At 42.6% G+C, this 12,693-nt stretch carries 13 protein-coding genes; 11 read left to right on the top strand and 2 right to left on the bottom strand.

Annotated elements, in window-relative coordinates:
- Positions 1-34: 34 nt before the first annotated feature.
- The 10 genes from AC012T_RS16595 (at position 35) to AC012T_RS16550 (ending at position 9,407) form a co-directional block, all read left to right on the top strand.
- Positions 35-1,972 carry a phosphodiester glycosidase family protein gene (locus tag AC012T_RS16595; RefSeq protein WP_487059875.1) on the top strand — a complete coding sequence of 646 codons (1,938 nt, stop codon included), beginning with the start codon at positions 35-37 and terminating at the stop codon, positions 1,970-1,972.
- 403 nt (positions 1,973-2,375) lie between these two features.
- Positions 2,376-2,795, top strand: coding sequence for a phosphomannose isomerase type II C-terminal cupin domain (locus AC012T_RS16590; protein ID WP_487059874.1), 420 nt, complete (start codon positions 2,376-2,378; stop codon positions 2,793-2,795).
- 152 nt (positions 2,796-2,947) lie between these two features.
- On the top strand, positions 2,948-3,283 hold the full coding sequence (locus AC012T_RS16585; protein ID WP_487059873.1) for a HesB/IscA family protein: 336 nt from the start codon (positions 2,948-2,950) through the stop codon (positions 3,281-3,283).
- 110 nt (positions 3,284-3,393) lie between these two features.
- Positions 3,394-3,777 carry a 30S ribosomal protein S12 gene (gene rpsL, locus AC012T_RS16580; protein WP_015214573.1) on the top strand — a complete coding sequence of 128 codons (384 nt, stop codon included), beginning with the start codon at positions 3,394-3,396 and terminating at the stop codon, positions 3,775-3,777.
- 73 nt (positions 3,778-3,850) lie between these two features.
- Positions 3,851-3,994 carry a hypothetical protein gene (locus tag AC012T_RS16575; protein WP_487059872.1) on the top strand — a complete coding sequence of 48 codons (144 nt, stop codon included), beginning with the start codon at positions 3,851-3,853 and terminating at the stop codon, positions 3,992-3,994.
- Positions 3,995-4,137: 143 nt separating this feature from the next.
- Positions 4,138-4,608 (top strand): 30S ribosomal protein S7, encoded by a 471-nt coding sequence (gene rpsG / locus AC012T_RS16570; RefSeq protein WP_015214572.1) that lies wholly within the window; start codon positions 4,138-4,140, stop codon positions 4,606-4,608.
- 135 nt (positions 4,609-4,743) lie between these two features.
- Positions 4,744-6,822, top strand: coding sequence for an elongation factor G (fusA, locus tag AC012T_RS16565; protein WP_487059871.1), 2,079 nt, complete (start codon positions 4,744-4,746; stop codon positions 6,820-6,822).
- Positions 6,823-6,844: 22 nt separating this feature from the next.
- Positions 6,845-8,074 (top strand): elongation factor Tu, encoded by a 1,230-nt coding sequence (gene tuf, locus AC012T_RS16560; protein WP_487059870.1) that lies wholly within the window; start codon positions 6,845-6,847, stop codon positions 8,072-8,074.
- A 164-nt stretch (positions 8,075-8,238) separates the two neighbouring features.
- A complete protein-coding gene (gene rpsJ, locus AC012T_RS16555; RefSeq protein WP_008232935.1) occupies positions 8,239-8,556 on the top strand; it encodes a 30S ribosomal protein S10 in 318 nt (105 codons plus the stop codon).
- A gap of 203 nt (positions 8,557-8,759) precedes the next feature.
- Positions 8,760-9,407: an LON peptidase substrate-binding domain-containing protein gene (locus tag AC012T_RS16550; RefSeq protein WP_487059869.1), complete on the top strand. Its 648-nt coding sequence runs from the start codon at positions 8,760-8,762 to the stop codon at positions 9,405-9,407.
- Between the two features lie 242 nt (positions 9,408-9,649).
- Here the strand turns inward: AC012T_RS16550 and AC012T_RS16545 are convergent, their stop codons facing one another.
- Complete coding sequence (locus tag AC012T_RS16545; RefSeq protein ID WP_487066390.1) at positions 9,650-10,969, bottom strand: IS4 family transposase; 1,320 nt, start codon at positions 10,967-10,969, stop codon at positions 9,650-9,652.
- 140 nt (positions 10,970-11,109) lie between these two features.
- The gene (pheA, locus tag AC012T_RS16540) at positions 11,110-11,982 is read right to left on the bottom strand and encodes a prephenate dehydratase (protein ID WP_487059868.1); all 873 of its coding nucleotides are present in this window, start codon (positions 11,980-11,982) and stop codon (positions 11,110-11,112) included.
- 116 nt (positions 11,983-12,098) lie between these two features.
- Here pheA and AC012T_RS16535 point away from each other — a divergent pair, with 116 nt between their 5' ends.
- On the top strand, positions 12,099-12,686 hold the full coding sequence (locus AC012T_RS16535) for a DUF1997 domain-containing protein (RefSeq protein WP_487059867.1): 588 nt from the start codon (positions 12,099-12,101) through the stop codon (positions 12,684-12,686).
- Positions 12,687-12,693: the final 7 nt, after the last annotated feature.

Genomic DNA, 12,693 nt, shown 5'->3' with positions numbered 1-12,693 from the left:
AACGTTCAAAAGTACTTAGATCAGGATAGTCAAAATGCCGAATCGTTGCCGACAAGGACAGATTAATACTCTTGTCATAATTAGCAATAGCAAGTTTTTCCGTTGCTCTGTGTCCTCAATTCTTTCGACAGCACTGTGCTTAACTGCTGGTGCGACTAAAGCCCAGTCTTTACCAAGCTCTATTTCCCAATTATCAACACCTGCTTCATCACAAGTAATACCATCTGGTAGTCAAATTTCTCTCAATGGTCGTACAGTACAAGGAGCTTGGTTACAGCAACGAGGAAGTGATGGTACGGTGACAACTCATCTTAGTGATGGGGCGCTGAGACAATTGATGGGGGTAGATTTATTAAGTAGCAGCAATCCTAATCAACAACCAGTGGAGTGGTTTTCGTTGGGTACACCAGCACTTAACACCAAGTTGTTGGGAGGATATCGCTATTTAGATATTTCTAGTTTTGCTCAAACAGCAGGCTGGCAAATGCAAGCCAATGGTAATATTTTGGTGGTTTCTACCCCGCCAGCACAAGTTAGTAATATTCGTCAAGGTAAACAAACTTGGGGTGACAGACTTGTTGTTGATTTAGATCGTCCAACTCCGTGGAAAGTTGCACAAGGCCAACCTATAAAAAGACTTGTTGATCCCAACGCACCAACTAACAAACCAACGACACCACTGAATAGGGAGTGGATAGTTACCCTGGATAGTAAGGCTGATAACGGCTTAATTCAACGTTATGCACCCCAACCGACAACACCACCAGACCAGTTAAAACAGTTACCGACTTCTGAACCACTGATTCAAAAAGTGGAGATGGTTAGTAACCAAACAAATATTCATCTTAGCGTTCCCTTTGGATTATCTCCGCGAATTAGTGCGATCGCTAACCCCAATCGTTTAGTGATTGATATTCGACCTGATGCTTTGGTAGCAAAGGATATCACCTGGGCTAAGGGATTACGCTGGCAACAAAGGTTTATTAATTTAGGTACAGAAAGCTTTCCTGTGGTTTGGTTAGAAGTTAATCCCCGTGCAGTGGGTATCACACTAAAACCAATATGGGCAAGTTCGGATATCTTAGCGGGTACAGCTCCTTTAATTCAAACTGCACAACGTTATTTAGCTGTAGCAGGTATTAATGGGGGTTATTTTAATCGCAATAATAGATTTCCTTTGGGGGCAATTCGTCAGAATAATCAGTGGATATCAGGGCCAATTTTAAACCGGGGTGCGATCGCTTGGAATGATTCAGGAGAATTTTACTTTGGTCGTCTCACTTTAAATGAAACTTTAATCAGTACCAATAACAAGCCTTTACCAATTCTTTTTCTTAACAGCGGCTACGTACAAAGCGGTCTAGCTCGTTATACACCCGCTTGGGGAGCTACTTACACACCCATCATTGATAATGAAATTCTTCTAGTCGTCCAAAATAACCAAATCACCAATCAGCTATCAGGTGGTAAAGCTGGTACAACTAATATTCCTATTCCCCAAAACGGCTACATACTAACTCTACGCGGCACTGCTACCAGTAACGCCTCTCAATTACCTATTGGCACTAAAGTCAGTCTTAACAGCACCACTACACCCAATGAATTTAGCAATTACCCTTACATTATCGGTGCAGGCCCATTATTATTACAAAATCGGCAAATTGTTCTCGATGCCAAAGCCGAAAAATTCAGCGCCGCCTTCATCGCCGAAAAAGCTATTCGTAGCGGTATTTGTACCACCACAACAGGTAATCTGCTCATTACTGCCGTACATAATCGCGCTGGCGGACATGGGCCAAATTTAGCCGAACACGCCCAATTAATGCAAGTTATGGGCTGTGTGAATGCCCTCAATTTGGACGGTGGTAGTTCTACGAGTTTATACCTCGGAGGGCAACTACTAGACCGTTCCCCCAATACAGCCGCCCGTGTCCATAACGGTATCGGTATTTTTCTGCAACCACAGCCATAAACCTACTCAAAACTAAATAGGACTTACACCAAAAACCTCTGAAACTCTTATTTCTCAGTGTCCTCTGCGTCCTCTGTGGTTCGTTTTTCCTAACTTGCCCGTAACTTCTGCTAAAAATGTAAAACTATCACAAATATGTTTTAATTTTGCATCTGAATTTTCCCCAAACCCTGATTCTGCAATACTTTTTTAAAGCTGCGAACAAGCTGGGTTTTGTATTGATGAAGAGTTAGTGTAGACCCAAGACTTTCACTGGGAATGGGTTACCCCATAACATCTGATTTTGCTATGGTTATCAAAGTGAAATTAATTTGCTAATTCTCGCACTGGCAATATCAGCCACAATTCTCTCATCAATTATTAAGAATAATAAATTTTTTGTATGTCTCCAAATGAGGTAACTATGGCTCAATTGACAGAAACCACATCAACTAACACTCTACCCTTTAGCGCAGCTCTTAATTCTCGAAGTATTGCTGCAAGTGAATTACGTCCTTGGGGTTCTTTTACTGTTTTGGAAGAAGGGCGCGGATATAAGATCAAACGCATTGAAGTTAAACCTGGACATCGCCTCAGTCTACAAATGCACCACCACCGCAGCGAACATTGGATTGTTGTATCAGGTACAGCTAAGGTAGTTTGTGGTGAGAAAGAAATTTTACTGAGTAATAATCAGTCAACCTATGTACCTCAATGCACTGTTCATCGTTTAGAGAATCCTGGTGTGATTCCCTTAATTTTGATTGAAGTGCAGAATGGTGAATATTTGGGCGAAGATGATATTATTCGCTACCAAGATGACTATGCTCGCAGTGAAAGATAGAGATAGTGAGGCATTGGGGAGTATTTTCCTTTCTGCCTTCTGCCCCTGGACTTGATAGCGCAGCATAGCCTATAACTCCTACGTCCTTACGCAAGCTATAGCCATACTCCTGTAATATTGAATATGGAGTTGCGGATCGCTATAAAAATTCCATGATTCAATTGAGTCTAGCCGCCGTTAATGAGATCGAGCGATTAAAATCCAAACAGCAGCCAAACATATTTTTTCGCTTACAAGTCAAGCCAGGTGGTTGTTCTGGCTTATTTTATGATCTTGCTTTTGATGCAGTAGTTAAGGTAGAAGATCAGGTTTTCGACTTGGATCATATTCAAGTCATCATAGATCCTGAAACCCTCAATTACATCAAAGGTTTGAAATTAGACTATTCGGAAGATCTTATGGGTGGGGGTTTTCGCTTCCACAACCCATTAGCAATCTCTACCTGTAGCTGTGGTAATTCTTTCTCTATTATTTCAGTCAACGATTAGGAATGCACAACTGAATAACTAACAAAATAATAATTGACATAAAAACACAAAAAACGCTATAATCAGGATTTGTTAAAATAGAACATAAGCAGCTTTACGCGCTGTAACTCATGCCAACAATACAGCAGCTAATACGCACAGAACGCGAACAAGCGCGTCAGAAAACCAAGTCCCCTGCTCTGAAACAATGCCCTCAACGCCGAGGCGTTTGTACCAGAGTATACACAACTACCCCTAAAAAACCTAACTCAGCTCTCCGCAAAGTAGCAAGAGTCAGACTAACTTCTGGATTTGAAGTCACAGCTTACATTCCAGGCATTGGTCATAACTTGCAAGAACACTCTGTTGTAATGATTCGTGGTGGTCGGGTAAAGGACTTACCGGGCGTGAGATACCACATTATTCGTGGCACGTTAGATACAGCCGGAGTTAAAGACCGCAAGCAAGGACGTTCCAAATATGGAACTAAGCGCCCTAAAGAAGCTAAAAAATAGGAACTAGGCGATTAATCGCATCAATAACGATTAATCGTCTCACCTCAAGCCCCATAAAACACAAAATATAGCGGTGTCTTCTTGTTTAAGAAATCAAGCTGTAACTTGCACTAAGCGAGCAAGTGTAAGGGTTTTAAAGCCGAATACTTTAATGCGATCGCAGCACTTTAATGTAAATATTAAAGTTGATGATGTAGTCGCCTTGTGTGTCTGGTAGAGGGTTAGGAAAAATCAGTTTAGCCTTGTTGTGACTAAAGCTAAAACTCAAGGAAATTTGAGCGGCTACTTACACATCTTTTAGGCTCCTATGTTCTGATAGCATATAATTTCGTTGCCAAATTCCGAATTTAAGGATGAAGTATGTCTCGTCGTGGTGTTAGTCAAAGGCGCCCAGTTCCGTCTGACTCAGTGTACAACAGTCGCCTTGTGAGCATGATTATCAGGCGGATCATGCGTCATGGCAAGAAATCACTTGCCGCCAGAATTGTGTATGATGCCTTAAAAACTATTGAAGAACGCACTGGTGCTGGTGCTTTGGAAACATTTGAAAGAGCAGTGCGAAACGCAACGCCTTTAGTGGAAGTAAAAGCTCGACGAGTAGGTGGAGCGACTTATCAAGTCCCAATGGAAGTGCGTTCAGATCGGGGTACGACCCTGGCATTGCGTTGGTTAGTGCAGTTCTCTAGGTCTAGACCTGGACGCACCATGGCCAGTAGACTAGCAAATGAGTTAATGGACGCTGCTAACGAAACAGGAAGCTCCATTCGCAAACGGGAAGAAACACACCGGATGGCTGAAGCGAATAAAGCATTTGCACATTATCGCTACTAATTTGGAGAAACGATATATCGCCTCAAAGCGGTATATCTTTAAATTTCTCTAACAGACGGTTTTCCGTAAAAGTATAGAATCTTAACAAAGAGTAATATACAAGATATCATGAGGCGAAAACTATAGGAGGTAATTGTGGCACGTACACACCCGCTAGAGAAAGTACGCAATATCGGTATTGCGGCGCATATAGATGCGGGAAAAACAACGACAACAGAGAGAATATTATTTTACTCTGGGATAATTCATAAAATTGGTGAAGTTCACGAAGGAACTGCCGTAACAGACTGGATGGATCAGGAGCGGGAGCGGGGAATTACCATTACTGCCGCTGCTATCAGTACCAGCTGGAAAGATCATCAAATTAACATTATCGATACTCCTGGCCACGTTGACTTCACCATTGAAGTGGAACGTTCCATGCGCGTGTTAGATGGTGTAATCGCCGTCTTTTGTTCGGTCGGTGGTGTCCAACCACAATCTGAGACAGTATGGCGGCAAGCAGACCGTTATAGCGTGCCTCGGATTGCTTTTATTAACAAAATGGATCGCACGGGTGCGAACTTTTATAGAGTTCATGAGCAAATGCGCGATCGCTTGCGGGCTAATGCGATCGCCATTCAGCTACCCATCGGTAGTGAAAATGACTTTAGGGGCATCATCGACTTGGTACGGATGTGTGCTTACATATACAACAATGACCAAGGAACTGATATTGAAGAAACAGCAATTCCAGCAGAATTGCTAGAACAAGCAAACGAATACCGCACCAAGCTAGTTGAAGCAGTATCAGAAACCGATGATGCTCTGATGAATAAGTACTTCGAGGGCGAAGAACTAACAGAAGCAGAAATCCGTTTAGCCCTACGTAAAGGCACAACTGCGGGAACTATTGTGCCAGTACTTTGCGGTTCAGCCTTCAAAAACAAAGGCGTGCAGTTGATGTTAGATGCAGTCGTAGATTACCTACCTGCACCAACAGAAGTGCCACCAATTCAAGGCTTATTACCCAATGGTGAGACTGTCGAGCGTCGGGCAGATGACAACGAACCCCTAGCCGCCCTGGCATTCAAAATCATGGCTGACCCCTACGGTCGCCTTACCTTCGTTCGCGTTTATTCTGGTGTGTTGAAAAAGGGTAGCTATGTCCTCAACGCCAGCAAAGACAAGAAAGAACGAATTTCCCGCCTAGTGCTGATGAAAGCAGATGACAGACAAGACGTGGAAGAACTGCGAGCAGGTGATTTAGGCGCAGCATTAGGATTAAAAGACACCTTAACAGGTGACACTTTATGCGATGAAGGATCACCAGTCATTCTGGAATCCCTATTCATTCCTGAGCCTGTAATCTCCGTAGCGGTTGAACCCAAAACCAAGAACGACATGGACAAATTGTCCAAAGCGTTGCAATCGCTCTCAGAAGAAGATCCCACCTTCCGTGTCCGCGTTGATCCAGAAACCAACCAAACCGTAATTGCGGGAATGGGTGAACTACACCTAGAAATTTTGGTAGACCGAATGTTACGAGAATTTAAAGTGGAAGCAAATGTGGGTGCGCCACAGGTAGCTTACCGCGAAACAATTCGTAAAGCCGTCAACAAAATTGAAGGTAAATTCATCCGTCAAAGTGGTGGTAAAGGACAGTACGGTCACGTTGTCATCAATTTGGAGCCAGGGGAACCAGGCACAGGTTTTGAATTCGTCTCCAAGATTGTTGGTGGTACCGTACCCAAAGAGTACGTTAGCCCGGCAGAACAGGGAATGAAAGAATGTTGTGAATCCGGTGTTGTCGCTGGATATCCACTCATTGATGTCAAAGCGACTTTGATAGATGGTTCTTACCACGATGTAGACTCTTCGGAAATGGCTTTCAAAATTGCCGGCTCAATGGCGATGAAAGAGGCGGTATCAAAAGCTTCTCCAGTGCTGTTAGAGCCTATGATGAAAGTTGAAGTGGAAGTTCCCGAAGACTTTATCGGCAACGTTATTGGCGACCTCATCGCTCGTCGGGGACAGATTGAAAGCCAAAGCACTGAACAAGGACTCGCTAAGGTGACATCCAAAGTTCCACTAGCGACTATGTTTGGCTACGCTACAGATATTCGGTCTAAGACCCAAGGCCGGGGTATCTTTACAATGGAGTTCAGCCACTATGAAGAGGTGCCTCGCAGCGTGGCTGAAACTATCATTGCAAAAAGCAAAGGGAACGCTTAATTAAAAAAGGAAACGAGCATTCATGGCACGCGCAAAGTTTGAAAGGAATAAACCCCACGTTAATATCGGTACTGTTGGCCACGTTGACCACGGTAAAACAACCTTAACAGCAGCTATTACAATGACCTTGGCAGCTATGGGTCAGGCTGTAGGTAAAGGATACGATCAAATTGATAATGCACCCGAAGAAAAAGCACGGGGTATTACCATCAATACCGCTCACGTTGAGTATGAAACTGGCGATCGCCACTATGCTCACGTAGACTGTCCTGGACACGCTGATTATGTGAAAAACATGATCACTGGCGCAGCCCAAATGGATGGCGGGATCTTAGTGGTTTCTGCGGCAGATGGACCTATGCCCCAAACTCGTGAACACATCCTCCTTGCCAAGCAGGTAGGTGTACCCAGTCTAGTTGTCTTCTTAAACAAAGAAGATATGGTGGACGACGCGGAATTGCTGGAGTTAGTAGAACTGGAAGTCAGAGAACTGCTATCCAGTTATGATTTCCCCGGTGATGACATCCCCATTGTCACAGGCTCTGGTCTGCAAGCTCTCGAAGCAATGACCAAGAATCCTAAGACCCAACGTGGTGAAAATGAGTGGGTAGATAAAATCTACAAGCTGATGGATGCTGTAGATTCATACATCCCAACTCCTGAACGGGCGGTTGACTTGCCCTTCCTCATGGCTGTAGAAGACGTATTCTCCATCACAGGTCGTGGTACTGTGGCTACTGGTCGGATTGAACGGGGTGTTGTCAAAGTTGGCGATAACGTTGAATTAGTAGGTATTAGAGATACTCGCGCCACCACCGTAACTGGAATCGAGATGTTCAAGAAGAGTCTTGATCAAGGTATGGCTGGAGATAACGCAGGTGTACTACTCCGTGGTATTCAAAAGGCTGATATTGAACGGGGTATGGTAATTGCCAAGCCAGGTTCAATTAAACCTCACACTCAATTTGAAGGTGAAGTTTACGTTCTTACAGAAAAAGAAGGTGGTCGGAAAACACCATTCTTCGCTGGATATCGTCCTCAATTCTATGTACGGACAACTGATGTAACTGGCACGATTACAGGCTACACATCGGATGAAGGCAAAGAAGTAGAAATGGTGATGCCCGGAGATCGCATCAAGATGAGCGTAGAACTAATCAACCCGATCGCGATTGAGCAAGGTATGCGCTTCGCTATTCGTGAAGGTGGTCGCACCATTGGTGCTGGTGTAGTTTCTAAAATCATCAAATAGTACCTTTTTGTTTTGGTAAATATTGGAGCAGAGATGCTAAAGTTCGTCTCTGCTCCTTTCTATTCCTTCTATATAAGGATTGGCTATTGAGAATAATCTAGTCCTCAGTAACCAGTTTTTAGTCCTTTAATTCTTGTAATCAATCAGAACCTGGAAAACTCAAGATGGCAACTTTACAGCAGCAAAAGATTAGAATTCGCTTACAGGCTTTTGACCGACGTTTATTGGATACATCTTGCGAGAAGATTGTAGACACTGCTAACCGTACTAACGCTACAGCTATAGGTCCGATTCCTTTACCAACAAAACGTAGGATATATTGTGTATTGCGATCGCCTCACGTCGATAAGGATTCCCGCGAACATTTTGAAACCCGCACCCATCGTCGCATTATTGACATTTATCAACCTTCTTCTAAAACTATTGATGCGCTGATGAAGTTGGATTTACCATCTGGTGTAGATATTGAAGTAAAACTGTAATTAGTTATTGGTCATTAGCACTAGAAAAAATGACCAATCACAAAAGTTTAGAGACTCAATTAGTATTAATTATAACTTAGCCCTGAAGAAATTTATCTCAGGGCTTTTTATTTAGCTGTAAAACAAATGATAAAATATAAAAAAAGCACGGGAAAAATAGGGAAAAATAAATTTTTTAAGATGAAATTTATACTTAACTAACAATGACATCCTCTTCTAAAATCGCAGTTCGTGAATTACCTCTGTTCCCGTTACCCGAAGTAGTTCTATTCCCAACTAGACCATTACCCCTACATATCTTTGAATTTCGCTACAGAATCATGATGAACACGATTTTGGAGAGCGATCGCAGGTTTGGAGTCTTGATGGTCGATCCAGTCAAAGGTACAATTGCCAATGTCGGCTGCTGCGCGGAAATTATTCATTACCAACGAATGCCTGATGACCGCATGGAAATGTTGACTTTGGGGCAGCAACGATTTCGTGTTTTAGAGTATGTACGTGAAAAGCCCTATCGTGTCGGTTTGGTAGAATGGATTGAAGACCATCCGCCATCTAAGGATTTGCGACCTTTAGCTACTGAGGTAGAACAGCTACTGGTAGATGTTGTCCGTCTTTCAGCCAAATTAACTGAAAAAGATATTGAATTGCCAGAAGATTTGCCAGATTTACCAACAGAGCTATCTTACTGGGTGGCAAGTAACCTTTATGGTGTAGCTCCAGAACAACAAGCATTATTAGAAATACAGGATACTGTTGCTCGCTTAGAACGGGAAGCAGAAATTTTGACTTCTACTCGTAATCATCTAGCAGCCCGTTCTGTCCTGAAAGATACCTTTAATAATTCGTAATTAATAGATTTGGGAGGGCAGGGATGCCCCTGACAGGTGTAGGTTTTTTACATTGTCGTGAGGGCAAGACTTGGGGGACAAGGCTGACAAGGGAGGAAAACTTGACAAACTCTGTATTATTAGCAACAAGAATAACCCCTCAAAAGACCATTATCCGTATAAAATCTTCCTTGTCCTCCTGGTCTTGCCTTCACAGATAATATTCAAAACCTACCCTTGTGAGGGCAGGGATGCCATTGGTGTCAAGTTAAGGCATCAGCCCAAATGTCAAGAGAGCGAGCAGCCGTTCGTCGGTGACGTTGACGGACGGCCTTGACTAAACCCATAGAACGATGATGTTCGACAAGCCAAGGAATAAGTTGCAAATCAGGAGCGAGTAAAAGTGCGCGGTGGAAAAAATATAAACTGCGAAAAACCATTTCCACAGAAATGCGTTCTAAAGGTTGTTGTAAAGCAATAGCGACATCAGCACACAAGTCATTGAGGACAGCGTAGAAAATCCAGGTAGCATATATTTGCATCTGTACACCATTAGTGCCACCAACCCACAAATAGGACAAGCCCAATAAACGCTTAGTCAATAAAAATGCGTCCTCAATTCGCCAACGTCGGCGGTATAAATCACAAACCTCCTGTGGTGAAAGCTGTTGTGGGTCAAGAACATTAGTCAAATAATGATACCAAGTCTTACCCCATAATACGGATACTTGGCGCATGGGATAGCGACATGGGTTGGTATGATGCAATCCCATTTGAATAATTTCATCCCTGTAGTGAGAGCCGCTAGAAAGTACACGCACTACCTTATATCTAACCTTTTCCTTTTGGCGCGTGAGAACATACTTGCCGGCAGCAGTTAGAGAATCAAACCACTCAAAACCATAAAATCCCATGTCTACTATGAGTAAACCACCATCAGGTAAAAGTTCTAACAATGCTTGCCACCAACGAGTCTCATTCCGCTTGGCATCAGCATCATACCAAACTGCTACAGGAATATGAGTGAAAGCTTCTACTACCATCAGCATTTTTCCTGCCAACACTGAACCTGTTTTTTCTTGCAATTGTCCGAAGTGCTTTTTCATGGCTTCGAGTGTTGAGGCATCACAAATCCAAATGGCGGAAAATCTCTGCGCCACTGATGCCCAGGCTGGAGCTAATTCTTTTGCATTCCTTTTTGCTGCTAGACGTTCTACTACTTGCTCAAACATCTTGGCAAATAGATGCGCCGGTAAACTGTTGAGTCTTTGGGACAGAGCTTGCTTGCTGACTTTTGTTGCCTCTACCCACATTAATCCTTCTACTTCTAGGCAGCGCAATACATCTGTTAAGTGTTGTACTTGTCGATATACTAGACTCAGTATTATTGCTGCCATTACTGGTAGGGTTAATACTCTTGAGCGCAAGCTTCGCTCTTTGTCTTTTACCCCTTTGAGGTTGGCAAATGTCCCTGGACTTAATAGCCCAATCAACCGTGATTCTATTTCTTCACTAGCTGGAGCAGGTACGCTAACTTGATGGCGAAAGTCTGGATTCCCTTGTTTTTTCCTTGGTTTACTCATGGCTCTTTTCAACACCCCTGTGTTGACTTTTACCATTTATTTCCCACTCTTGACACAAATCCATTTTTCTTAACTTGACACCAATGCAGGGATGCCCACCCCACAAAATTTAGACTGATTTGAGTCATACAGTTTCGGTGTTAAGGGCTAATTGCTAAGACATCATAACTGCCAAAAATCTTTAAAATTTCTGTATAATTCCTTAATTCAGCCAAAGCAACTTGCATTAATGCTGTATCAGCATTTGCTTCTATATCAATGAAAAATAAGTATTCTCCCAAAGAACGTTTTGTGGGACGTGACTCAATTCGACTGAGATTAATATCTAGTTGAGCAAATATTTGCAAAGCTTTAACTAGAGCGCCTGGTATATTAGCAGGTACGCTGAACGCTAGGGATGTATGACTTTTTTTGCTAGAGAATGTCTGGTAATCAGTATCGCTTTGAGCCTTACTTACCACCCAAAAGCGGGTACTGTTTTCTGCGTAGTCGTTAATGCCACTGGCTACAATGGGCAGATTGTAAAGTTGCGCTGCTCTACTAGATGAGATTGTTGCAGTTGTGATCTCCTGTTTAATTCGCTCTAATGCCTCAGTGGTGGAGTTAGTAGGAATCAAATTCACATTTGGCAGACACTGTGCTAACCATCCTTGACATTGCGCTAAAGCTTGGGGATGAGAATAAACAGTTTGAATGCTCTCTAAGCTGGTCGCACAGGAAATTAAAGTATGGGAGATAGGCAGAATTAAAGCCAATTGAATTTTTAAACTTTCCAATTGCCACAGTTGATCTAATGTCATACTCACACTACCTTCAATGGAATTCTCCACAGGGACAACAGCTAACTGAGATGCTCCTGTAGCAACGGCTTGTAGTGATTGGGCAATAGTAGGATAAGGAGATAAGTTGGCTGCAATTCCCTGATTTTTTTGCAGCCAGTTGAGATAAAAAAAAGCGGCTTGTTCGGAATAAGTTCCAGGAGGCCCCAAATGTGCGATCACCGCTAAATTCATACTTTTAGCCTTTAGTTACAAATTTGATTGATAATTAAACAAGGTTATAGTTTTTTCTAAACAAATTAAGTTTGTTAAAAAATATTAAAATTAGAAAACAATGCTTTAATTTGCTTATGGCTACCAAGTTTACTGCCTCCCAATCGGTCGAAATTGCTGTCCCCAAACAGCCTATTCCTATTCAGCATTACTTGCGTCAGCCTCAACGTCTTGTCAACAGCTTGGCTGACAATACCAGGATTCAGCAGATTTCCGAGGAAGTATTTCGCTTAAAAATGCGTCCTTTAGCTTTTATGTCATTGAGTATTCAACCCACTGTAGACATGAGAGTTTGGGCTGATTCCCAAGGAACGATTTATTTGCGATCCCTTGGTTGTGAAATCCTGGGTTTTGAGTATGTTAACCAACGCTTTGCACTGAATTTAAAAGGTTATTTGTCACCTTACCAGCTCAGTGGTGAGACTCGTCTGCAAGGAAAAGCTGATCTAGAAGTACTAGTGGATATTCCCCAACCATTTTCCCTAACTCCAAAGCCGATTTTAGAGACTACAGGTAATGGATTACTCAAAAGTGTATTGTTAACAATTAAGCAAAGATTATTACACCATCTTTTAGCTGATTATCGTAATTGGATAATATCACAAACAGAAATAACTAAAATTGGCAGTGATAATACTGAATTACCAATCCTGAACTTCGATTAACTTTCTA

The sequence above is a fragment of the Anabaena sp. EIM26 genome (genome assembly GCF_057568715.1).
Note: the sequence above shows the minus strand (reverse complement) of the source record. Positions and strands in the feature narration are given on the sequence as shown.